This window comes from Actinomycetospora sp. C-140, from assembly GCF_054796175.1.
The window spans coordinates 129,579-151,469 of the sequence record NZ_JBTWNF010000009.1 but is presented as its reverse complement, the minus strand read 5'-3'; the positions used below and the strand labels follow the sequence as shown (position 1 = coordinate 151,469).

Here is a 21,891-nt window from a genome sequence, read left to right as displayed (position 1 = left end):
CTCAGTCACGAAGGCGGGGGGAACGTGAAGGCACTCATCACCGGGGTCAGCGGCTTCGTCGGGAGCACGTTGGCGGAACGTCTCATCGGTCGCGGCGACGAGGTCGTCGGGGTCGACGTGTTGTCGGACTACTACGAGCCCGACCGCAAGCGTGCCAACCTGAGGGCGCTGGAGGACGCGGCCGGGTTCTCGTGGGTGCACGGCGACCTCAATGATGTCGACCTCGCCAGCCTGCTCGACGGCATCGACGCCGTGTTCCACCAGGCCGGCCAGCCTGGTGTCCGCAAGTCGTGGGGGAAGGACTTCGACGTCTACGTCGACGCGAACGTCCGCGCGACCCAGCACCTGCTCGAGGCCTGCGTCGAGCACCCGACCGTGCAGCGGGTCGTCTACGCGTCGTCGTCCTCGGTCTACGGCGAAGCCGAGGGCTACCCGACCAGCGAGGACGACGTCCCGCGGCCCGTCAGCCCCTATGGCGTCACCAAGCTCGCGGCCGAGCACCTTTGCTCGCTCTACGCTGCAAACCTTGGCGTCCCGACGATCTCGCTGCGGTACTTCACCGTGTACGGACCGCGGCAGCGCCCTGACATGGCGTTCCACCGCTTCGTGCGCGCGGCGCTGCTCGACGAACCGATCACCGTGTACGGCTCGGGGGAGCAAGTTCGAGACTTCACCTTCATCGGCGACGTCGTCGAGGCGAACCTGCTCGCTGCCACCCAGCCCGTCCGACCTGGCACGGTGCTGAACGTGGCGGGCGGTACGAGCACGTCGGTGAATGAGGTTCTCGACCAGCTCGAGGCCATTGCTGGGCGGCCGCTGAAAGTCGAGCGTGTCGAGAAAGCGCTGGGGGACGTGTCGCGCACCGGCGGCGCGACAGACCGCATCCGAGAGATGCTGAGCTGGACTCCCGCGGTCACGCTCGAGCAAGGACTGCGAGCCGAGTACGACTGGCTAGCGCAAGAGTTGGAAGGCTTGCGCACCACGTAGACCCGCCTGGCCTGTCGAATCAGCGCGGCGTTGCGCCAAGGCGGGTGTCCGGCCTTGTTGCGACCCACTGCGAAACCTGGTCGTTGTTGACTGCGAACCACAGCTCGTCGTCAGCCTGACCGTCAAGGTAGACGACGGAAGCCGAGCCTTCGGTGCCGGTCCCGGTGGTGGGCACCGTCAGGAAGTCAATGGACGCTGGCGAGACGTCGCGCAGGCCGAAGGCAGTGGTCGCGAGATCGACGTTGGAGAGGCTGTCGTCGACCCCGACGTAGTGGGTGATGGTGTCGACGAGGGTGTACGCGCCTGATGGGCTCTGGAGCGTGCCGTTGCGGTAGGTGCTGGTGACCAGTGAGCGCAGGGCGTTCTGTTGGCGGCGGACGCGGTCGAAGTCACCGCCGGGCAGTCCGTAGCGCTGACGGACGTAGGCCAGCGCCTGGGCGCCGTTGAGGTGTTGCGGCCCGGCCGGGAAGTTGACGCCAGCGTTGCTCGTGGGCGCGGGCAGAGTGACGTCGATGCCGCCGGCGGCGTCGGTCATCTGTGCGAAGCCGGCGAAGTCGATGACGGCGAAGTGGTCGACATGCACGCGCGTCAGCTGCTCGACCGTGGAGATCAGCAGCGGCGGTCCACCGAAGGAGTAGGCCGCATTGATCTTGTTCATGCCACGGCCAGGGATGTCGACCCAGGAGTCGCGGGGGATCGACACCACGCTCGCGTGCTGACCGTTCGCGTCGATGGTCGCGAGCATGATGACGTCGCTGCGCTGAGCGCCGAACACGAAGTCCGGCGCCGTCGCGTCGCCACCGGTGGTGGGGTCTGGGGAGCGGGTGTCGGTGCCGACCAAGAGAAAGGTCTGGCTCGGACTGTCGGACGGACGGGTCGACGGGTCGACGTCGGCGAAGACGTTCGGGTAGCGGCCGACCTGGTTGCCGAAGTGCTGGACCAGGGCGAAGAGCCCGCCAGCGGCGAGAAGGACGAGGACCATCAGCAGGCCCAGGCCGAACATCGCGACGCGGACCCCGCTCGGACGCCGGCTCTTCTCGGTCGTCTCAATGCTCATCAGCAGTCATCCCCCCGGACGAGGACGACAGCGTACGACCGGAGCAACCGATAGGGCGAGGCTTCGGGTCAGGCCTTCTGCTGGGGCGCCTGGAGGCAGGCGAGGTAGAAGTCCTCACGCTCCTGAGCCTCGCGGCGCGTCTGCTCAAGCCGCTCTTCCTCGGCCCGCGCAGCATCACGGAGCTGCTCCTCGTCCTCGACGGACCTTGCGAGCGCGACCGTGGTGTCGCTGATCCGCGCGCGGACCCCGAGCAGGCGCGAGAGCGTTTCGCGGACGCGATCGGCCGATGCGTGCGACTTCCTCGCGCCGCGGACCTCGTCCGAGAGGCGGCGCTCGAAGGCCTGCAGTGACACGAGCTGCTCGTCGAGTCGGCGCCGGCGCGCGGCGATGGCGTCGAGACGTTGAGCGATCGGACCGGGCGCTGAGGTGGGCGGAGCCGACGGGGGTCGCTCCTGCAACTCGGCGGTCATCGTCCTCATCACCTCGTGGTCCGTGGATGCTGTCGCGGGATGCCATCGAACCCCTCGGACCGACCGTTACCGGACATCGCGCGCGGTCGGTGGAGGTTCAGGCGATCCGCACGACCGAGAGTTCGTTGCTTCCGGTGACCGCATAGGCCGTGCTGCCGTCCGGCGACACCGCCACCGCGCGCGGCTGGGCACCGATCCGCACGATCTGTTGCACCTGCCGTGCCGCCGCGTCGAGGACAACGAGGTGGCCTTCGCCGCCACCGTGCGGGGTGACGTCGGTGAGCACGACGTGGTCGCGGGTGACGGCCATGGCGAACGGGAGTCGGTCGTGGCGGAGAGTGCGCTCGACCGTCCGTGTGCGCATGTCGATCGCCGCCACGCCGAAGTCGCTGAAGCCGTGGTCGGAGAGCGTGACGAACGCACGGGAGCCGTCGGGGGAGAACGCGGGATGGCCCGGGCCCTCGCCGACCTCGATCAAGTCGTCGCGGCGGTGGTCGCCGGCGTCGAGCAGCGAGGCCCGAGAGTCGTTCTGGTTACCCACCAGCACCGTCCGCCCGTCCGGACTGACGGCGACCTCGCCGGGACCCGTACCGACGTTGATCGTGCTCCGTGGCCGGACCGTCGCGAGGTCGAGCTCGGTGACGACGTCGTCGGCGTAGTCCACGACCCACCCGGTGCGCCCGTCGGGAGAGATCGCGATGCCCTGCGGGTACTCGCTCGTCGTCGTTTTCGTGATCACGGTCCGCGCCTCGAGGTCGATCACGTCGACGGTGTTCGCCCGCGCGGCCGTCGCGAAGGCCCGGCGGCCGTCGGGGGTCACGGCGATGCCGAGGACGCCGGCGTCGGTCGGAACCGTCGCCGTGACCCGCCCGGAAGCGACGTCGAGGATGGCGACCGCGCCGGAACCGTCCGCGGGCGCGAGGCCCACGAGCACCGTGCGGCCGTCCGGCGTGACGGCGACGGCCTGGGTCCCGGCGCCGATCGACACCTCCTCGACTTCGCCGACCGCCGACGGCGCGACGGCCGATGTCGCTTCCGACGCTCCGCGGCCGTGCAGCACGAGCGCTGCGATGAGGACGAGCACCGACGCGGCGGCCAGAGCGACCGAGGCGACGACGACGGCGGTCGACGGACCGCCCGATGCCGGCGAGGGCGGAGGGGACGGCGCCCGGCCGGGCGGGACGATGGTGGTCACGAGCTTCCCCCCGGAGTGCTCCGACGGCACCCACGACCGTCGAAAAGCGAAAGTGAGTCGTCCGGTAGGCGCTCGGCGTTACATCGGCTCAGTAGCGCCTGACTCGTTCGAGTGAATGCTTTCTGGGACTGTCCGATTGATCCCGCAAATCGGCTTCGGAGAGTGGTCGTCCTCGCCGTTCCGGTCTACCGTCGCGCCGCGGTCTCGGGGGCGAGCCCGCGACTCCGGGGGGAACTGTGACGACCATCGACGTGCCGGGCGCGGCGTGCTCCAGGTGTGCCGCGACGCTGCGGCCGGGAGCGCGCTTCTGCGTGGACTGCGGCACCCCGCGGCCCCCGGACCCGCAGGCTGTGTGGCCCGCGCCCGTCGAGCCCCGGCCGGGATGGTCGGGACCGCCGACCGTCGTGCCGCCACCACAGGTGCCCGCACCAGCTTTCGCGCCCCGGCCATCGCCGGCGGCACCTCAGCGCCGTCGCGGCACGGGTCGGTGGATGGTGGTGGTCCTGTCGTTGCTGGTCACGGTCGTGTCGATCGCCGCGACCGTCGTCGTGCTGTTCGACCCGTTCGCGGCGTCTGCCGGCGCTCCCGTCACGGCAGCGCCGACCTCGGCGCCGGCGGCGGCCCCGACGAGCGTGTCCGCGCCCGCGGACCCCCGCGCCGCCTTACAAGACCAGCGACAGAGCGACGCCTCGGCGGCTGAGGCACTGGTCGGCTCGTGGATCCCGCAGCTGTCGGCCAAGCGCGAGGGCATGGTCGTCGACGGGACGAGCTACGACGCGGCGGCGGTCCTCGCCGACCACCAGCGGCTCCGCGCGGCACACCCCGATGCCCTGCTCGTCTGGTCCGGCGCCTTCACGAGTTTCCGCGGCGACGATTTCTGGGTCACGGTCGTCAACCAGCCGTTCCCCACCGCGAACGCGGCGAATGCGTGGTGTGCGAACAACGGGATCATCCCGGACGACTGCTACGCCAAGCGCCTTTCCCACACCGGCGGTTATGCCGGGAACACAGCGATGCGTACCGGCGCCGGGACCACGGCCGGCACCACACCGGGCGGCATCGGAACGGGCCCGGCCACGGGCGCGCAACCGACGCTCGGCGACGCGTCATGGGTGCCCGGTGGACGCGGATTCGGGGACGTGCGGCCCGGGCAGATCAACGCCAACGGCGACGGCACCAGCCATGCCGACGACGTGACGTGGGAGTCGTGGGGCGGCCCGGAGGCACGCGGGCGGGGCACGGCCTACTGGGTCCCGCCGGACGGCATCCAGGCCGACGCCGTGGCCCGCCCCGCGATCATCGTTGCGTCGGACCTCGGCGACTGCCACGGGCACCCCGGGTACCGCTCGGTGAGCTGGTACTTCCCCACCGAGGGGGAGACCGGCGTGCGGCCCGGCGACGGCTACGACGCCATCTGCGATCCCGCGTGACGACCCCATATCCCCAGGGGAACTCGATGCTCACCAGCTGCGCGCGATGCCACGCGCCTGCTCGCGCGACCGACCGCTTCTGCCGCGACTGCGGGTACGAGCGCGCGGCGCTCTCGGTTCCGGTGAACGAACCGTCGGTGTCGCTCACCTGCGCGCGCTGCCGGGCACCCGCTCGTGCCACCGACCGCTTCTGCCGCGACTGCGGGTTCGAGCGTTCGGCGATCTCGGCCGCGGTGGAAGAGGCGTTGGCTCCGGCGCCCGCGTCGGCGGTCGGCGGTCGCCATCGCGCGCCCGAGTCCGCGCTCGAGACCGCCGGCCACGACGACGACCCCGACACCGTGGCATTCCGCGTGCCCGAGCCACGGGTCGCCCGCCCTGCCCCAGGGCCTCCGGCTCGACCGGCGCCGAGACCGACACCGACGCCGGTACCGACACCGCCGCCGCGTCCCCTCCCGGCGGCTGCGGATGCGGGCGACACGGTCCCCGCCCCTGGTGCGTCCATCTGGCACGCCGCGGCCCTGGGCGCGGGAGGTCTCCTCGCGCTCGTGCTCTTCCTCGAAGCCGTGCTCGCCGTGCGCGTCGCCACCGGGGAGGCCGGCGTCGCGATGTTCCTCATCCTGGTGCTGCCGCGGCTGGTGCTGACGGCGGGCGCCTTCGCGGTCGTCGTCGCTGTCGCGCAGCGGCGCGCGGTCGCGGTCGGCGCGGCCGCCACGGTGGCGGTCGTCGTGACGGCCTTCGCCGCCGGGTCGGTGATCGACGGCCTGGTGAGTGCCTTCGCCGCCATGCTCGCGATCGCGCTCGCAGCGGTCGTCCTGGCGACCTCGCGGTCGCGATCGCTGTCGACGCCGACCGGCCTCGCGTCGGTGCTGGCGTCGTGGTGGACCGCCGGAGCAGCCCTAGCGGGGCTGGTCGGCCTCGCCTACGGCGGCCTGTCCGGACCGGGAACCGCGGGCGGAGGCATCATCTTCCTGCTGCTCGCCGGCGCCGGCGGGGCGTGCGCGGTCGGGCTGCGTTCCGCACGCCCTGTCGCCGCGTGGGTGCTGGCGGCGACGTGGCCCGTGACCCTCGTAGCGGTCTCCCTGTCGGACGCCGACGGCCTCGGCCTCGGTGCCGTCCTCGTGCTCCACGCGGCCGCGGCCCTCGCCGCCGTCGGAAGTGCCCCGATCATGGCCGCCCTGGGCCCTGCTGCCGTGGCGGCACGAGGGCGGGCTGTCGTCACGGCCGCGCGCGTGCCGCGTGCCTGGCTGCTGTGGGGCGGGTTGGCGCTCGCCGTCGCGACCGGACTCCTGCTGGCCGTGTCCGGGTCGTCGTCAGCGTCGGGCGCCTCCGGCGCCGGCGTCGGCACCATGGTGATCGTCGTCGGCTTCCTCGCCCTCGCCGCGATCTTCACGCCGACGCTGCCGTGGTTCTGGCGTGTCGCTGCGGCGGCCGGGGGAGCCCTCGCGATCGCCGCGGGGTGGACCGGCTTCGGCAGCAGCTCGAGCGGTGATGCGCTGCTGTGGGTCGTGTTGGTGCCCCTAGCCCTCGTCGGGACATGTGCGTGGGGCGCCCTCGTGAACCATCGCCACGGCACCACGAGCTCCCGCCCCGGGTGGGCCGGGCCGGGAACGCCGCCACCGCCGCGCTCCGTCTCGTTCCTCATCCCGCCCACGGCCGGTGCCCGGTCCCGCCTGGCCCTCCACGTCGAGACGGCGCTCCCGCCCGACGCGGCGCTCGAGGCGGTCCGCCGCGCGACGGCAGTGCGGGGCAACTGGTTCGTGGTGTTCGACGACCACGTCGAGATCGCGGGTACCGACGACCATGTCGTCGGGCTCCACATCGGCGGCCACTGCCACTTCCGTGCCCGCGTCGAGACCCGCGGTAGCCGCACGGTGCTGCGCGTCGGCGGCATGGACCGCTACCTGCAGAGCCGATCCTGGTACGGCTTCATCCCCGCCGGACCGGCCCATGTCCAGGGGTTCTGGATGTACCGGCTCTTCCTCCAGACGGTTGCTGCTGAGCTCGCTCGTCTCGATACACACGCCCGGCTCAGCATCGCCGGGCCGTCCCAGGCGGTGGTGGCGTGACGCTCGACCATGACGAAGCCCCGACGCGAGGCGATCTGACGGCCGGGACGCTGTCGGCGTTCTGTCCGCGGTGCGGGGTCGCCGGGCCGGTCGGTGACCGCTTCTGCGGCGCCTGCGGGCTGGCGCTCCGAGTCGCACCCCGGCCGCGTCACGCTGCCGCGGAGACCTCGGAGGACGAGGCGCCGAACGAGCCGGCGACGGTGGGCATCCCGGCGCGGCGGTTCACGCCGCTCGTCGAGCGGACGTCATCGACGGCGTCCTCGAACGGACCCGGCACGGACGGGCCGTTCGAACCGTTCACGGTGCCGGCCTGGATACGGGCGATCTCACCGCCCTACTGGGCCGGCATCGCCGTGGCGGTCGTCGTGTTGTTCGTCGGCGTCGACATGTACTCCGCGAACGCCGAGGTCGCCGACTCCTGCACGGTCGCGGGGTACGGCCGCTTCTATGTCATCGAGGACACCCCGACCTGCGACGCGGCCACCGACGACCGGGACCTCGGGCGCTACCTGATGATCGCCGGCGCCGGGGCCGGCATCGGACTGCCGGTCCGGGCCCTGTCGCGTCGGAAGCCGTCCACGGACCCGACGGGGAGCAAGGGTCCGGACGGAGAAGCGCGGTGAGCAGACGATGGACGTGGGGCGAGCGCATCGCCGCATGGCACCGGAGGCATCACCCGTACCCGATGGACGGTCTCGAGGGCTCCGATGCGGCGGAGGCCGCCCGCGCCCACGCGGTCGACCGGGTCGAGCGCGCACGGGAGCGTCTGGAGGCGTTCTCCGACGGTCGGTACCCCGCTCTCGAGGCAGAGTTGCGACAGGATCTCGCGCGCTTCGAGAAGGAAGGTGATGTCGTTCCCGAGCTCTTCGTGCGAATGCGCGATCAGGTGATCGCGTCGGTCGACGGCTCGCGGTGCCTGCGGGATCCGCAGCGCGTGCTCATCTGTCCGACCGAGGAGACGACGGTGAATGCCGACTACCGGTCGTTCACCGACGGCACCGGCCTGATCCAGGTCTGCAACGGGCTCATGGGCCTGATCGATCTGCTCAGCAAGCAGCTGGTCCTCAGCGGTGGGCTGGCGGCGGGCGTCCTGCCGCTGCTGACGGACGACGCGTTCCTCCGCGCGTCCGCCGTACGTCGGCGGGAGGACGAGTGCTCCCGCGCCGTCGACGTCTGCCTCCTGCGGTGGACGCTGCTCCATCAGCGCTTCTACGGCACGTCGTCGTCGGTCTACCGGGGCCTTCCGGACGACGCGCAGCGGGTCGTCGACAGCATCAACATGCAAGCGCTCCAGTTCGTGGTGGCCCACGAGTGCGCGCACCACTACCTCGGGCACCCGAGCGCCGGCTTGGCAGGTGTCGACGACCTGACTCTCGAGGAAGAAGCGGACAGCGCCGCTCTGGACACTCTCGATGTGGCGGGCTTCTTCGGCGCAACGGACGCTCTCGGCGCGCTGGTTGCCGTGCTGGCCGTGGAGTGTTTCGAGCACGTCTCACCGGTCCGGGCGGGCCGCACACACCCCGACCCGCGCGTGCGCGCCGAGCGCATCCTCGAGCGGCTCCCCGAGGGTCGTCGGGCGGTCGCCGCGGAGCTGGTCGGGCGGGTCCGGGTGATCAGCGACCGGGCGCGCGACCTCACTGAGCACCTCGACGCGTCGTGGTGGAAGACGATGATGGAGGACCCCGACGTCGTGCTCCAGCCTCGCGGCGAGCGAGACGTCCGCCAGGTGTTCGAGATCGACCGTCTGGCCGCCGGGCCGCTGGAGAACGCCGACCGTCTCTTGTCCTACCTCGGTGGCGAGAGCGGCATCGATCTCGTCGCCATCGCGGACCAGCTCCGAAGCCCGGATTGGCGTAGCGGGCTGGAGGCCCTGGGGCTGAGGGACAAGGTGCGTGGCCGCATCGGCGATCGCGGACGACGACTCCCGTTCGCTCAGGTTTTCCGGGAGACCACCGGTGGCCTGCGTCGCCTCGGCGTCACCGACCCCACCCAACGACTCGGCACAGCGATCACCCTGGCGCGGATCATCGAGCGCCGCGTGCGAGAGGAGAACGACCATGTCGGATGCTGATCTCCAGCGCTACCTCGATCTCGATGAGGACGATCTCCACGAAGAGCTCGGCGCGGCACTGTTCGGTGACGGGCGTGGTTTCGGGTCGGACGACGAGGAGCGGCTCCGCCGCGAGGGTGGGCGCTGGTTCTCGTCTCACCTCAACGAGATCCGCGAGAAGATCTGCCCGAAGACCCGTGGGCTCTACGAAGGCGACGCGGCCGACCGCGTCACGGACGCGTCCGCGCTCATCGACGCGGTGGCGGGCATGGCGGGTCATCCCGTCCCGACGATCGTGGTCGCCCTGTCGATCAAGTACGGACTGCGGAACCTGTGCAAGGGACACGCGTGAGTTGACCCCCCGGCTCACGCTCTCGGGCCGCCGACCTGCGAGCGGTGGTCGCTCACGACCGGAATTCGGCCGCCTCTGACGCGCCGCGCTCTGCGACGAAGTCCGTCGCCCACGGCGTCGCCCCGGCCTCCTCGGCCACTTCGGCGAGAACCCGCTCGAACGCCGGGTCGTCGTAGTAGTCGCTGTGCCCGTTGGCGTGGGGACGGACCGCCGTCGGCAGGACAGCGAGAGTGATCGGGTCTCGGAGCCGGACGTCCGGACCCCAGCGCTCCGCGGCGCCGATCCGTGCGGGCGAGAGAAAGCCCTGCCCATCCCGAGCGAGGCCCCGCGCCGGACCGCCGTGCCAGCTGAGGACGCGGCCGCCGAGGGGGTCGGTCTCGCGGTAGAGCGAACGCCAGCGTCCCTCGAGCCCGGTCTCGTAGAGCCGCTTCAGGTGGTGGAAGCCGATGAAGCAGGGGAAGAGCCGTGGGAAGGCCCACTGCAGCTGCGATCCGTAGCTCAGCAGCGCGAGCCGATCGACCGTGGCCCGGGCCTCCGCGAGGGTGATCTCCGGCTGAGGTCCTGTCGTCATCGGCGGGCGCTGGGAGATCTCGTCGAACCGGTCCGCCCGGGCCGCGAGCAATGTCGCGGCCGCCATGCAGATAACGCTGCCCTGGCTGTGGCCCGAGAGCACGACGACGCGCTGCGTGTCCTTCTCCGTCACGAGGTAGGTGGCCCGTGCGGCCGTCTCGATCACCGCCCGGCCTCCGTAAGGCGGCGGGCAGAGCGGATGGACGAGCCGCGGCCAGAACGAGATGAGGTCCCAGGCGATGCCGACCGTGGTCCGCACCGCCTGACTGCGGTAGGTCGTGATGCCCAGGGAGAGCAGGGCCAGCAGCAAGGCGCCGGCCAGGGCCGCACCGGCGGCGCCGGCCATCCCCACCCAGTCCTTGGCCGGACTCGTGAGCGTCGGCTGCGCCGGGAACGTGCTTCCCCAGAGCCTGGGGACCGCGACTGCGCCTCCGGTGAGGATCGTGAGGGCGCCCACGGTGGCCAGGAACGCGGCGACGTCGCGGTAGCGGAACTTGGCCCGGCCCATCAGCCACGCCCTCCAGATCCGGTTCAGCAGCTTGTCGCTCGACTCCGCCAGGTCGCTCGGTGGCGCGGGTGTCGGGACGGGATAGTCGTCGTCCGGCCGCATCGCGCCGCTCCCGGGCGCCGGTCGCCGTCCAGCGCGGACCCACAGGACCGCACCGACGATGATGCCGACGACGGCCAGCCCGATGAGCGCCTCACCCACCGCGACGAGCACCCCGCCGAGGTTCACCAGCACGACACCAGCCCCGAGAGCGAGGCACGCGACGAGCCATGTGATCGCGGTAGCGAGCCGGCCGAGGACCCACGCCGCGAGGGGCGCCACGCACACCGCGACGATCACTGCGGCGGCCAGGGCACCGAGAGCGGCGCTCCAGTAGGCGCTGCCGACCTGGATGAACGTCTCCTGTTCCTGATCGGCCCGCAGCTTCCGCACCGTGCCGAGGAGGTCGGCGATGGCGAACACGATGCCCGTCGCGTATGCGAAGAACAGCGTCATCCCGAGCGAGACGAGGACGACCGGAGCCATCCCGCCCCACATCGGCCGGAAGGCGTCGGGACGGCACGGCACCGGCCGATGGACCCGGTTCGCGGCACGGGTCTCGTCCCGGCGGAACCGTCGCGCCTGGACGAGCACGACCACCACGAAGACGAGCAGGAGCGCGGCGAGACCGACACCGACGAGGTTGATCGCGAGCTCGAGGGCATCCGGTAGTCGCAGCTGCCATCGAAGCGCGAGACCCTCGGCCGGCGCTTCGCCCGTCGCGACGAGTGCCCCGCTCCAGCCATCCCTCGCCGCGAGGCCGACGGCCACGACCATGTACACGCCGGCCGCGGCGGCCACTCTGGTAGCGAACCGCCACGACCGGCCGCCGTTCTTGAAGGCGACGAGCACCAGGACGACGCCGAGGATCACGAGCCCGATCACGGTCATCGCGGTCGCGCCCGACGACCCGACGGCGCCGGCGAGGACACCGACCACGGCCGCGCAGACGCCGAGGTGCAGGCGCCGGAGCACCGTGCTCTCGGCGGCCTCCCGCCAGAACCCCTGGTCGCCGAAGCGCCTCTCGTTCGACCACATCGGAGGATCGTCGGGCGAGGAGCGCACGTAGGTCTGGCGACCGATGTACTCGAAGAGCCCGAGGACGAGCGCCGCGGGCAGGGCGGCCAGGACCAGTGCGGGCCCGGCGTCCCACGACTCCAGCCAGTTCAGCCAGGAGAAGTCGTCGCGGCAGTCCGCCACCATGGCGCACTGCCGGACGACGAGGTCCACGCAGACGCCGAAGGTCGTGATCACCAACCCGAGAGTCATGACCGCTCCGATGAGACGCAGCAGCCCGCCGGCGATCCGGTCCAGGACGCGCCGCTGGAGCGCCGGGGCTTCACCGTCGCGGGCGTCGTCCCAAGTGAGCAGGGCGAACCGGGCGAGGTTGACGAGCGCGAACGGGAGGAAGAGCAGCCAGAACGCGCGCAGCGGGGAGCCCGAGGTCATGTGCGCCCACCAGAACGCCTCGCGCCGCGGATTCCCGTCGTCGCCCCGTCGCCGGTAGAAGCGCGCGTCGGAGTCGCCCGCCACCTGCTCGGGATAGGGGTCGCCGAGCAACGCCGAGGGCGGGGTGCCGTGCACACCGTGCACGCGGAGCTCGGTGACCTCGACGGTCCGGGTGACGGTGACAGGGACCGCGGGATCGGTGGTGGTCATGACGCCCTCTGACGGGTTGGAGGAGTCGGGATCAGACCGGCCGCGGCCGGGGCCAGGCAGCCGGGAGCTCGGGTGTGGCCGACGGTGACGAGGTGCCGATCGGAGAGGCCAAGCAGTTCGCCCTGCTCACGTCGCCGAAGTTCCCGGGTCGTCCGTCTCCAAGGCTGAAGGGGCCGTCACGGGGGGCGTGGGCGGGCCTTCCGACCGGGACACCGGTCGGTGTGCCGAAGGTGTCGTCGAACCGTGCGTTCACGACTCCCGCATTGGTCAGGATCGTGCCCGCGATGTTCGCGCCGCGTAGGTCCGCGCTCTCGAGGTTCGCGTCGGTGAAGTCGGCGCCGGAGAGGTCCGCGCCGCGGAGATCGGCGTGGGTGAGATCGGCGTTCCGGAAGCTCACGAAGACCGGACGGGCGGTGTCCGCGCCGGCCCGGGGAACGACGGCGCACTGGAGGAAGGCGCCGGTGAGGGTGACTCCCGCCCAGCCGGAACCACCGAGGCTCGCGCCCCGCAGGTCGATGCGGGGGAAGAACTTGCTCGACTCGGGGAGGTCGCTGAAGTCGACGTTGTTCCACGTCGTCTTGTAGAGCATCGCATTCGCGAGGTCGATGTTCGGCCGAGGGGAGTGGGTGCCGCGCCGGATCGCCGTCACGCGAGGACCAAGGCGAACCAGCGATCCGAGGCGCCCGACGACGTAGCTCACCTCCGCGGGCACCCGCGGTACGCCCTGGCCGACCGTCGTCGGGTCGCCGCCGGTCTTGTCCGGTGACTTGAGGTAGTTCTCGACGAGGTCGAGCGCGCTGTTGTAGAGCACGGCGGCGTCTTCCCTGTCCGCGACCGTGTTCTCGGGCGTCTCGGCGACGGCCAGTCGCTCCTCGATGTTGCGCTGCAGGAGCGTGAAGCCGCCGATGCGAGCAGCCGGGTCGTCGGATCCGAGAGCCTCCATCGCGGTGGCCAGACGGGTCTCGCGGTTCTGCCGCTCCACCGAGTCGGCCTGGGACGCCGTCGCGCTCGACGCGATGATCAGCCCGATGGTCCCCTGCGTCGCGGCCACCAGGGCGACGATCAGCGCGAGGGCGGTGCTCCACACCTGGATGCGGGTGCTCTTGAGCTGGCTGCGCGCGGCGTCGCGCTGCGCGCTCGCGGCTTCCTGGTCGGCGGTCGCCGACGCCTCGTAGGCGATGATCTCGCGGAGACGGAGTGGATCACTCGTGGTGCCGTGACCGTTCGAGGCGCTCTCGCGCTCGTCGTCCGGCCCGTCCCTCGGGCCGGGCAGGTTTGCGGGTGGGTCGTCGATCGTGGTCATGGACGGGGCCGGAGTCCGGTCCGTGTCCTGACGTCGTCCGGCGACGAGCTGCCCCCCATGGCGCCCCCACGCGCTGCCCTGTGCTCTCAGTGAAATCTGCGCCCGAACGACCTCTCCTCGCATCCGCTGAACGGGTCACGGAATGGATCCCTCGCGCCGGTCCGTTGCTCCACGTGAGCAGGTCGTGGCGATCCGACCATCAGACGGCCAATCTCCGAGGCCCTGCCCGGCAGGAGACACCAGCGGGGATTCCGGCCTCGGGCGTCTTCGGGTCACGGACCCTCGCCGGCCACGGGCAGCGCGGTGAAGGTCGGCGTGTTCCGGTTGATCCCCGTGCACGCCGTCGCACCGACGGGGCTGGGCAGCATTGTCGAGGCGGCGTCGGCCGGCGGGGTGACACGCAGCCCGGCCACCGGCCGGGGTGAGCAGCGGTCCTCGTCGAAGGCGTACGTCGGTGTGCTGCGCATCGTGCTGGTCACGGCCTCCCTCGGAGCGAGGCGCGTGGTGCCGCCGTCGATGGGGGAGGACGTCCCGACCACGGCGCCGTCGGCGTCGACCAGTTCGGCGTGCGCGCCGCCGGTCAGCTGACATGGGGTCGAAGCCGAGTTCGTGAAGATCACTGGCTGGTACTGCGAGCCCATGGCTCCCTCGCCGGGGCCGAGCGTGATCGCGATCGTGCACGTCCGCGACGTCGGGGGGAGCGCCACCGTCGTCGTCGAGCCCGGTGTCACCGGCGTGGTCGTGGTCGTCGTCGAGGGGTCCGCGGCGGTCGTCGACCCCGGAGGAGCGACCGACGTGCCGGCCGGCGCGGCGGGGGACGACGACGTCGAGCTCGGGGCCTGCGTGGCGGAGGAGGCGGTCGGTCTTCCACCGACCGGTTGGCAACCCGTGAACAGCAACACGGCACCGCCGATCACCACGGTCAGCAGCAGCTCTCTCCGGTGGCGGCGCGAGGACGGCATCCCCGATCAACGAAGCGACCCGTCGCACGGTGACTCGGCGGTCCGCCCTGGCCGGCCTCATACCCGCAGCCCGTCGAACAGCAGCGCCGTGTAGGTCGCCACGACGTCGTCGGTGTCCTCGTCGCTCGTCCCCCGGATCCACCCGCTGACGCCGTTGAGCATGTCCAGGATCCCGAGCGCCGCGATCCCGGGATCGAGGGCGCGGAACTCACCACTGCGTATGCCGGCGGCGAGGACGTCGCGGACGCGGCGGTTGTAGTGGTGCAGGTAGTCGTCGATCTCGGCGCGGTGGGTCGGGGTGAGTGCGGGGCGTTCGTGGAGCCCGACCATGTACTCGACGCGGCGGTGGAGCAGGTGGCGGATGTGGGCGCGGATCAGGGCGGCGAGGCGCTCACTCGGCGTTCCGGGAGCGTCGAGCAGCGGGAGGTTCTGGTCGCACGGCTCCTGGGTGACTGTCAGGCAGATCGCGTAGAGGATCTCCTCCTTGGAGGAGAAGTGGTGGTAGAGGCTGGCGCCGCGGATGCCGATGGCGTCGGCGATGTCGCGCATGCCGACCGCGGCGTAGCCCTGGTCGGCGAAGATCCCGGCGGCCGCCGCGACGATCTCGGTGCGGCGCTCGCCGGTCGGCTTGCGGGCGGTGGTCATCGCGGTTCGACGGCGTACTCGTCGAGGTCGGCGTCGTGGGTCATGCGCCAGTAGTCGACGATGCGCCAGGGCAGGGTGGAGACGACGCGGCCGTCGGCATTGCGGTACCAGTTGGTCATGCCGGGGTGGGTCCACAGCATCCGGGCGTGGGCCTCGTCGTGGCGGCGCGTGTAGTCCTGCTCGACCTCGTCGCGGACCTCGACCGCCTTCAGGTCGCGCCGCGCCATCGTCGTGAGCAGGTCGACGATGTAGCGCACCTGGCACTCGGCGATGGTGATGTAGCTGCCGCCGTGCCCGAGGACGGTGCCGGGGCCGCAGGTGATGAACAGGTTGGGGAAGCCGGGCACGGTGATCCCGAGGTGGGCGTGGGCGTCCTCGGCACCCCACACGTCGGCGAGCCGGACCCCGCCGCGGCCGCGGACCTCGATCGGCCACAGGTAGCGGTGGGTGTGGAAGCCGGTCGCCATGATGATCACGTCGGCGTCGACGGTGGTGCCGCCGTCGCCGCGCAGCCCGGTCGGGGTCACCTCCGCGACGCCCTCGGCGACGAGGTCGACGTCGTCGCGGCGCAGGGCGCGGAACCACCCGTTGTCGAGCAGCATCCGCTTCCCGAACGGCGGGTAGTCGGGCAGCGACTTCTCCACGAGGTCGGGCCGGCCCTCGAGCTCGGCCTCCAGGTAGCGGGTGAACACCCGGCGGTGCGCGTCGTTGACGGCGTTCACCGAGCGGCTCCCGTGCTCCCACTCCGGGTCGACCTGCAGGCTCGGGTGCACGCGGTCGTTGAAGTTCCACGCGAGCCGGGCGCGGTACCACTCGCGGTAGAAAGGCACCCGGTTCATCAGCTGGTGCACGGCGTCGGGGAATGCCTCGAAGTAGACGTCGTTGGGCGCGATCCACTGGGGTGAGCGCTGGAAGACGGTCAGGCGCTCCGGGGTGCCGGCGATCGCGGGGACCACCTGCATGGCGCTGGCCCCGGCGCCGACCACGGCGACGCGGCGGCCGCTCAGGTCCAGGTCCTCGGGCCATTCGGCGGTGTGGAACAGGGGCCCCGCGAAGCTGTCGAGGCCCGGGATCGCCGGCGTCTTCGGGCGGTTGAGGGCGCCGGTCGCGCTGATCAGGACCCGCGCGGTGACGTCGTTGCCGTCAGCCGTGCGCACGGTCCAGGTGGCGGAGTCCTCGTCGTAGGCCGCGCCGGTGACCTCGGTACCGAAGCGGATCACCCGGCGCAGGTCGTGGGCGTCGGCGACGTCGCGGAGGTACTGCTCGACCTCGTCGCGCTTGCCGAAGTGGGTGCTCCAGTCCCGCGGGGCGAACGAGTAGGAGTAGAGGTGGCTGGGGGTGTCGACTCCGGCGCCGGGGTAGGTGTTCTCCCACCAGCCGCCGCCGACCTCGTCGTTCTTCTCCAGCACGACGTGGTCGATGCCGGCCCCGCGCAGCTTGATCGCGGCGAGCATCCCGGAGACGCCGGCGCCGACGATGACGGCGTCGATGTCGGTGCCGGCGGGCGCGGTGGGCGCGGGTTCGGGGGCGAAGCCGAGGTCCTCGGCGAGCATGTCGGCGTACTCGGGCGGGGCCGGCTCGCCGGTGGCGAGGCTCAGCAGCTCGAGCAGGAGCTCGCCGGTCGGGGCTGGGATCGCGACCGGGACGCCGGCCTCGTGGGCGACGACGGCGTCGAGCACGGCCGCCCGGATCTCGTCCGCGACGTCGTCGGCGAAGCCGCCGCCGTCGTTGTTGTCCATGCCGCGGCTGCGGGTGGGCCGGTAGGGGTCCGCGAGCCAGCGCCGGTCGCCCGTGAGCTGGATCAGGACCGGCACGAGCGAGGGCAGGTTGGCGTGCTCGAGCGCCTGCGCCAGGTCCGCCCCGCCGGTGTCAGTCACTGCTGCGGACATGAGCCCCCTGTCAGCGTCGGGAACAGCTTGACTTGTGCCGTGGGCCACAGCACGATCCGGTCGCAACGAACCTAACCACGGATAGGTAGGAGTTGGCGATGGAGCTGACCGACGCGATGCGCACCGTGGGGACCTGCCGGTACTTCACGGACGACCCGGTGCCCGACGAGGTGCTGCACCGGGCCTTCGACGCCGCGCGCTTCGGTCCGCAGGGCGGCAACCGCCAGCCGGTGCGCTGGGTGGTCGTGCGCGACCCGGCCCGCAAGCAGGCGCTCGCCGATCTCTACCTGCCGTTGTGGAAGTCGTACCTCGGCGCGATCGGCGACGGCTCGGTGAACGTCGGCGCCCTGCCGAAGACCGTGCAGGACGCCGACCACTTCGCCGAGCACCTGGCCGAGGCGCCGGCGATCGTCGTCGTCTGCGCCGAGATCGACGGGCTGCACCCGACCGACCTCGAGCTGGACCGGGCCTCGGTGGTCGGCGGCGCGTCGATCTACCCGACGGTGCAGAACTTCTGCCTCGCGCTGCGCGACCAGGGCGTCGGGTCGGCGGTGACGACGCTGCTGTGCCACCACGAGAACGAGGTCCGCGAGCTGCTGGGCATCCCGGACGGGGTGCTCACCGCCGCGCACCTCGCGATCGGCTACCCGGCGAAGGGCTTCCCCCGCAAGCTCACGCGCTCGGCGGTCGAGGACATCGTCTCCAGCGAGACCTACGGGCAGCCGCTGTTCAGCGCGGCCGGCGTCTGACTGTGGCCGAGCTCGCCCCGCACCACCGCACCCTGCTGGGCCGCGCCACGATCGGCGACCAGCTGCGCCGGCACGCCCGCACCCAGCCGCACAAGGTCGCGTTCATCGCCTACACAGCCGACGGCACCCGCACCGAGACCACCTACGGCGCCCTCGACGCGCGGGCCAACCGGTTCGCGCAGCTCTTCACCGCGCGGGGCATCGGCCGCGGCGGGCGCATCGCGTCGATGGCGCGCAACGGCGTCGACGTCGTCGCCGCCTACTACGGGGCGCTGAAGATCGGAGCGGCGTTCACCGGCGTCAACCCGCTCTACCGCGTGCCCGAGGTCGCCCACCAGCTCGCCCACAGCCGGGCCGGGCTCGTGCTCGCCGAGGACGCGTTCCGCGACGTCGTCGCGGGCGCCTGTCCCGACGGCGTCGAGCAGCTCGCCTACGGCCCGGCGCTCGAGGCCGAGCTGGCGCAGCAGCCGGCCGACGAGCCCGTGGTCGAGCTGGACGAGAACGACGTCGCGCTGATCGTCTACACCTCCGGCACCGAGGCCGCGCCCAAGGGCGTGCTCATCCCGCACCGCAACTACCTCGCGTCGACGGCGCCCGCGTGGGGCTGGGGCCTGCAGACGGGGCCGGCGGACACGTGGCTGTTCGTCATGCCGTTCCACACCATCGCCGGGCTCGGGTCGATGACCAGCCTGACGCTGATGGGCGCGACGCTCGTGCTCCCGGCGACCGCCGACCCCGCGACCGCGGTGCGCGTGATCGGGCGCGAGCGGGTCACCGTCATCGCCCAGACCCCGACCTTCTACATCGCACTCGCCGCCCAGGAGGCGTTCGGGCCGGAGACCGTCGGGCAGGTGCGGCGCTGCATGACCTACGGCGGGCAGATCCCGCCGCACGTGATCGACGCCTGGTCGGCGGCGGCGCCCGAGGTCCTGTGGGGCACGTACTGGGGGCAGTCGGAGCTCTCGCAGCTGGGCACCGTCGGCTTCTTCCGCACGCTCGACGACGTCCCCGGCGGCGACCCGACGTGGATCGGGAAGCCCGTCACGCACCTCGAAATCCGGGTCGTCGACGCCGACGACCGGGACGCCGAGGTCGGCGAGCTGATCTGCCGCTCGCCGTCGGCGATGCTCGGCTACCTCGACGACCCGGAGCGCACCGCCGAGGTCTTCCGCGACGGCTGGGTGCGCACCGGCGACATGGTGCGCGTCGACGCCGACGGGAACCTGTTCTTCCACGACCGGCTCAAAGACATGATCAAGTCGGGCGGGATGAACGTGTCGTCGCAGGAGGTCGAGCGCGTCCTCTACGCCCACCCCGCGGTGGAGCGCGTCGCGGTCGTCGGCCTGCCCGACCCGTACTGGTCGGAGGCGGTCACGGCGTTCGTCGTCGTCCGGGCCGGGCACGAGCTGAGTCCTGACGAGCTCGTGGCGCACGGCAAGGCCGAGCTCGCCGTCTACAAGGTCCCGAAGGCCGTGCACGTCGTCGACGAGCTGCCCGTCGACCCGCAGGGGAAGATCCTCAAGCGGCGGCTGCGGGACGGTGCCGCGGTCTGACGACGCCCGTCAGTCGAGGACGGCCACCGCGCGGTCGGCCATGGCCTGCTCGCCGAGGGCGTTGGGGTGGACGACGACGGGGTTGGTGCCGCCGACGACGGGCTCGATCCAGCGGGTCCCCAGCGGCTGGCAGGCGTCGTGGCCCTGCGACGCCGGGGTGACGTCGATGAACGTGACGTCGGTGGCCGCCGCGGCGCGGCGGACGGCGTCGTTGAGGGTGGCCTCGATGTCGTTGAGGTACGGGACGTCCCCGGTCGCCACCGGCATGATCGGATAGCAGCCCCGCTCCGCCGGGAGGATCTGCAGGTAGCCGGCGATCGCGATCCGGGCGTGCGGTGCCGCGTCCTTCACCGTCTCCAGGGCCCGCACCAGCGACGGGTAGGTGACGTTGTTGATCGTGTCGACGAACCGGTCGCCGTTCTGCTGCTCGCAGGGGTTGCCGGTGCCGGCCGTCGTGGCCGCCGCCGTGCCGCAGGCCTGGATCGCGCCGATGAACACGCCGCTGTCGTTGCCGCCGATCGTCATGGTGACCACGTCGGTCGACGCCGAGAGCGCCTCGACCTGCGGCCGGACGCCGGGGTACTGCGAGGTCGTGTAGTCCTTGGTCTCCGCGCCGCCGCAGGAGACGTCGGTGAGCTCGTAGCCCCAGCGCGTCGCGAGGACGTGACCCCAGTTGCGCGCCGACTGCAGGCACTGCGGCGGCGCGCCGAGCGCGGGCGGCTGCACGCCACTGCCCGCGCTGTAGCTGTCGCCCATGTTCACGTACTCGACGGTGCCGGACGGACCGGGTTCCCCGCCCCCGCCCCCGTGGCCGTCGCCGCCTTCCCAGGCGAGAGCGGCCGGAACGGCGAGGCCCAGCAGGCCGAGCGCGGTCACGATCACCAGCAGCGTGCGCCGCAACATCGCGGAGGTGCGCATGGAGTCCCTTCGATGGGGCGCCCGTCGATGTGTGGCGCGCGTCGATCCAACGATCGGGTCACGGCGCGGTCACGGTCGGCGGAGCGCGGGGGTCGACACGATGCATCGGTGTGCGATATATATCGCTCGTGGCACAACGATCGATGTCCGAGCAGACCTTCCTGGTGCTGACCGCGCTCGCCGAGGAGCCGATGCACGGCTACGGCATCGTTCGGGTGGCGGAGGAGATCTCCGAGGGACGGGTCCGGCTGCGGGTGGGCACGCTCTACGGCGTGCTGGACCGCCTGACCGCCGACGGCCTCGTCGAGCCCGACCGCGACGAGGTCCACCAGGGCCGGTTGCGGCGGTACTACCGCATCAGCGACCTCGGCCTGTCCGAGCTCGTGGCCGAGGGCTCGCGCCGCGAGGTCACGGCCCGGGTGGCCCTGGAGCGCGCCCGACGACCCCGCCCGGAGACCGGAGGGAGCACCGCATGACCCGCCTCGAGGACCGCTACCGGCGCCTGCTGCGGGTGCTGCCCGCCTGGTACCGCGCCGAGCGCGAGGACGAGATGGTCGACGTCTTCCTGGAGGGTCGCGCGGGGGACGACAGTGCCGACCTCGACGCCGAGTACGGCTGGCCCGGGTGGGGCGAGACCGCATCGGTGGCGGGGCTGGCGGTGCGCACGCGGGTGGGTGGTGACGGGGCGCCGGCCGGGCCCCGCCGAGTCGGGGACACGGTGCGGGCGGCGGCCGTCGGTGCCGTGCTGATCAACGCCGCCGGGGCCGCGGTCACGGTGCTGTGGCAGCTCGTCGCCATCGTGGTCGGACCCTCCGAGGCGGGGGTGGTCACCGACGGGCTGCTGCACCCCGCGGGTGTGGGCTGGTGGAGCAGCATCGCGTTCGTGCTCGGTCTCTGCTGGCTGCCGGCCTGGACCGCGCTGACCTCGGGTCGGCGCGGGGGTGCCCTGGTGCTCGCTGCCGCGGCGTGCGTGCCCGACGTGGTCGCCCTCGTCCTCCCCGCCGGCCCGTCGACGCTCATGACCCTCGCGTTCTCCCTGTTCGAGCTGGCGACGGTCGCGCTGCTGCTGCTCGGGTTCCACCGCGACGCGGCCCTCCCGGAGGTGGCCCACCCGTGGGCCTGGCTCGGGGGCGCCGTCGCGGTGCTCGCGGTGGTCGCGCCGCTCGTGCTCGTCGTCCGGCAGACGTTCGAGCCGGAGGCGGCGGCTCTGCTGCTCGCGGCGGTCGCGGTCGCCGTCTCTCGGCGCGGCGGGCCGGTCTCCGCGGGCGTCGCGGTGCTGGCCGGGGACACGGTCGTCTCCGCGCTCCTCGAGCTGGCGGTGCTCGATGCGGGCTACGCCGGTCCGGTCATCACCGTCGTGCTCGGAGGCGTCGCGATGATCGTGGCGGCGGCGACGGCGCGGCGTCCGGACCGCTCGCCGGTCGGGACCTGAGGCGGCGCGTCCTGCGGGTGTCGGGGTGCGGGGTGACGATGGCGGTCGTTCGCCGCC

The 21,891-nt window shown here is 72.1% G+C and carries 19 protein-coding genes; 10 read left to right on the top strand and 9 right to left on the bottom strand.

Annotated elements, in window-relative coordinates; all coding sequences use genetic code 11:
• Nucleotides 1-24: 24 nt before the first annotated feature.
• Nucleotides 25-987, top strand: coding sequence for an NAD-dependent epimerase/dehydratase family protein (locus ACR9E3_RS16770; RefSeq protein WP_460381458.1), 963 nt, complete (start codon nucleotides 25-27; stop codon nucleotides 985-987).
• A 19-nt stretch (nucleotides 988-1,006) separates the two neighbouring features.
• Here ACR9E3_RS16770 and ACR9E3_RS16765 read toward each other — a convergent pair whose 3' ends face one another.
• The 3 genes from ACR9E3_RS16765 to ACR9E3_RS16755 all read right to left on the bottom strand — a co-directional run bounded on the left by ACR9E3_RS16765 (nucleotide 1,007) and on the right by ACR9E3_RS16755 (nucleotide 3,709).
• Entirely contained in the window at nucleotides 1,007-2,044 is a 1,038-nt protein-coding gene (locus ACR9E3_RS16765) for an LCP family protein (protein WP_460381457.1), read from the bottom strand.
• A 68-nt stretch (nucleotides 2,045-2,112) separates the two neighbouring features.
• Nucleotides 2,113-2,514, bottom strand: coding sequence for a hypothetical protein (locus ACR9E3_RS16760; protein WP_460381455.1), 402 nt, complete (start codon nucleotides 2,512-2,514; stop codon nucleotides 2,113-2,115).
• A gap of 97 nt (nucleotides 2,515-2,611) precedes the next feature.
• Nucleotides 2,612-3,709, bottom strand: a complete 1,098-nt coding sequence (locus ACR9E3_RS16755) for a YVTN family beta-propeller repeat protein (protein ID WP_460381454.1) — start codon at nucleotides 3,707-3,709, stop codon at nucleotides 2,612-2,614.
• A gap of 491 nt (nucleotides 3,710-4,200) precedes the next feature.
• Between ACR9E3_RS16755 and ACR9E3_RS16750 the strand changes: the two genes are divergently transcribed.
• The 5 genes from ACR9E3_RS16750 to ACR9E3_RS16730 all read left to right on the top strand — a co-directional run bounded on the left by ACR9E3_RS16750 (nucleotide 4,201) and on the right by ACR9E3_RS16730 (nucleotide 9,607).
• Entirely contained in the window at nucleotides 4,201-5,139 is a 939-nt protein-coding gene (locus tag ACR9E3_RS16750; protein WP_460381453.1) for a hypothetical protein, read from the top strand.
• A 545-nt stretch (nucleotides 5,140-5,684) separates the two neighbouring features.
• On the top strand, nucleotides 5,685-7,205 hold the full coding sequence (locus ACR9E3_RS16745) for a hypothetical protein (protein ID WP_460381451.1): 1,521 nt from the start codon (nucleotides 5,685-5,687) through the stop codon (nucleotides 7,203-7,205).
• Entirely contained in the window at nucleotides 7,202-7,828 is a 627-nt protein-coding gene (locus ACR9E3_RS16740) for a hypothetical protein (RefSeq protein WP_460381450.1), read from the top strand. The genes ACR9E3_RS16745 and ACR9E3_RS16740 overlap by 4 nt, the downstream gene beginning before the upstream one ends.
• Before the next feature lie 62 nt (nucleotides 7,829-7,890).
• Nucleotides 7,891-9,276, top strand: a complete 1,386-nt coding sequence (locus tag ACR9E3_RS16735; RefSeq protein ID WP_460381448.1) for a M48 family metalloprotease — start codon at nucleotides 7,891-7,893, stop codon at nucleotides 9,274-9,276.
• Nucleotides 9,263-9,607: a hypothetical protein gene (locus ACR9E3_RS16730; protein ID WP_460381447.1), complete on the top strand. Its 345-nt coding sequence runs from the start codon at nucleotides 9,263-9,265 to the stop codon at nucleotides 9,605-9,607. Before ACR9E3_RS16735 ends, ACR9E3_RS16730 begins: the two co-directional genes overlap by 14 nt.
• 52 nt (nucleotides 9,608-9,659) lie before the next feature.
• Here ACR9E3_RS16730 and ACR9E3_RS16725 read toward each other — a convergent pair whose 3' ends face one another.
• From ACR9E3_RS16725 to ACR9E3_RS16705, 5 genes are all read right to left on the bottom strand, one after another.
• Nucleotides 9,660-12,383 carry a hypothetical protein gene (locus ACR9E3_RS16725; RefSeq protein ID WP_460381446.1) on the bottom strand — a complete coding sequence of 908 codons (2,724 nt, stop codon included), beginning with the start codon at nucleotides 12,381-12,383 and terminating at the stop codon, nucleotides 9,660-9,662.
• A 31-nt stretch (nucleotides 12,384-12,414) separates the two neighbouring features.
• On the bottom strand, nucleotides 12,415-13,686 hold the full coding sequence (locus tag ACR9E3_RS16720; protein ID WP_460381445.1) for a pentapeptide repeat-containing protein: 1,272 nt from the start codon (nucleotides 13,684-13,686) through the stop codon (nucleotides 12,415-12,417).
• 272 nt (nucleotides 13,687-13,958) lie between these two features.
• Nucleotides 13,959-14,417: a DUF4232 domain-containing protein gene (locus tag ACR9E3_RS16715; RefSeq protein ID WP_460381444.1), complete on the bottom strand. Its 459-nt coding sequence runs from the start codon at nucleotides 14,415-14,417 to the stop codon at nucleotides 13,959-13,961.
• Nucleotides 14,418-14,705: 288 nt separating this feature from the next.
• Entirely contained in the window at nucleotides 14,706-15,293 is a 588-nt protein-coding gene (locus tag ACR9E3_RS16710) for a TetR/AcrR family transcriptional regulator (RefSeq protein WP_460381442.1), read from the bottom strand.
• Nucleotides 15,290-17,182, bottom strand: coding sequence for a flavin-containing monooxygenase (locus ACR9E3_RS16705; protein ID WP_460381441.1), 1,893 nt, complete (start codon nucleotides 17,180-17,182; stop codon nucleotides 15,290-15,292). Before ACR9E3_RS16705 ends, ACR9E3_RS16710 begins: the two co-directional genes overlap by 4 nt.
• A 98-nt stretch (nucleotides 17,183-17,280) precedes the next feature.
• On the opposite strand from ACR9E3_RS16705, the gene ACR9E3_RS16700 reads away from it, so the two are divergent.
• Together ACR9E3_RS16700 and ACR9E3_RS16695 are read left to right on the top strand one after the other, a co-directional pair.
• Nucleotides 17,281-17,931, top strand: a complete 651-nt coding sequence (locus tag ACR9E3_RS16700; RefSeq protein ID WP_460381440.1) for a nitroreductase family protein — start codon at nucleotides 17,281-17,283, stop codon at nucleotides 17,929-17,931.
• 2 nt (nucleotides 17,932-17,933) lie between these two features.
• Complete coding sequence (locus tag ACR9E3_RS16695) at nucleotides 17,934-19,484, top strand: class I adenylate-forming enzyme family protein (protein WP_460381439.1); 1,551 nt, start codon at nucleotides 17,934-17,936, stop codon at nucleotides 19,482-19,484.
• A 9-nt stretch (nucleotides 19,485-19,493) separates the two neighbouring features.
• Here ACR9E3_RS16695 and ACR9E3_RS16690 read toward each other — a convergent pair whose 3' ends face one another.
• Nucleotides 19,494-20,402, bottom strand: coding sequence for an SGNH/GDSL hydrolase family protein (locus ACR9E3_RS16690; protein WP_460381438.1), 909 nt, complete (start codon nucleotides 20,400-20,402; stop codon nucleotides 19,494-19,496).
• 143 nt (nucleotides 20,403-20,545) lie between these two features.
• On the opposite strand from ACR9E3_RS16690, the gene ACR9E3_RS16685 reads away from it, so the two are divergent.
• Both ACR9E3_RS16685 and ACR9E3_RS16680 read left to right on the top strand, forming a co-directional pair.
• Nucleotides 20,546-20,878, top strand: a complete 333-nt coding sequence (locus ACR9E3_RS16685; RefSeq protein ID WP_460381437.1) for a PadR family transcriptional regulator — start codon at nucleotides 20,546-20,548, stop codon at nucleotides 20,876-20,878.
• A complete protein-coding gene (locus ACR9E3_RS16680; protein ID WP_460381436.1) occupies nucleotides 20,875-21,834 on the top strand; it encodes a hypothetical protein in 960 nt (319 codons plus the stop codon). Before ACR9E3_RS16685 ends, ACR9E3_RS16680 begins: the two co-directional genes overlap by 4 nt.
• The last annotated feature ends 57 nt before the right edge of the window (nucleotides 21,835-21,891 follow it).

Excerpts from the sequence above, each read along its gene's own strand:
- ACR9E3_RS16765 (WP_460381457.1), bottom strand. The coding sequence starts at position 2,044 with ATGAGCATTGAGACGACCGAGAAGAGCCGGCGTCCGAGCGGGGTCCGC.
- ACR9E3_RS16760 (WP_460381455.1), bottom strand. The coding sequence starts at position 2,514 with ATGACCGCCGAGTTGCAGGAGCGACCCCCGTCGGCTCCGCCCACCTCA.
- ACR9E3_RS16750 (WP_460381453.1), top strand. The coding sequence starts at position 4,201 with ATGGTGGTGGTCCTGTCGTTGCTGGTCACGGTCGTGTCGATCGCCGCG.
- ACR9E3_RS16735 (WP_460381448.1), top strand. The coding sequence starts at position 7,891 with ATGGACGGTCTCGAGGGCTCCGATGCGGCGGAGGCCGCCCGCGCCCAC.
- ACR9E3_RS16730 (WP_460381447.1), top strand. The coding sequence starts at position 9,263 with ATGTCGGATGCTGATCTCCAGCGCTACCTCGATCTCGATGAGGACGAT.
- ACR9E3_RS16725 (WP_460381446.1), bottom strand. The coding sequence starts at position 12,383 with ATGACCACCACCGATCCCGCGGTCCCTGTCACCGTCACCCGGACCGTC.
- ACR9E3_RS16720 (WP_460381445.1), bottom strand. The coding sequence starts at position 13,686 with ATGACCACGATCGACGACCCACCCGCAAACCTGCCCGGCCCGAGGGAC.
- ACR9E3_RS16710 (WP_460381442.1), bottom strand. The coding sequence starts at position 15,293 with ATGACCACCGCCCGCAAGCCGACCGGCGAGCGCCGCACCGAGATCGTC.
- ACR9E3_RS16705 (WP_460381441.1), bottom strand. The coding sequence starts at position 17,182 with ATGTCCGCAGCAGTGACTGACACCGGCGGGGCGGACCTGGCGCAGGCG.
- ACR9E3_RS16700 (WP_460381440.1), top strand. The coding sequence starts at position 17,281 with ATGGAGCTGACCGACGCGATGCGCACCGTGGGGACCTGCCGGTACTTC.
- ACR9E3_RS16690 (WP_460381438.1), bottom strand. The coding sequence starts at position 20,402 with ATGCGCACCTCCGCGATGTTGCGGCGCACGCTGCTGGTGATCGTGACC.
- ACR9E3_RS16685 (WP_460381437.1), top strand. The coding sequence starts at position 20,546 with ATGTCCGAGCAGACCTTCCTGGTGCTGACCGCGCTCGCCGAGGAGCCG.
- ACR9E3_RS16680 (WP_460381436.1), top strand. The coding sequence starts at position 20,875 with ATGACCCGCCTCGAGGACCGCTACCGGCGCCTGCTGCGGGTGCTGCCC.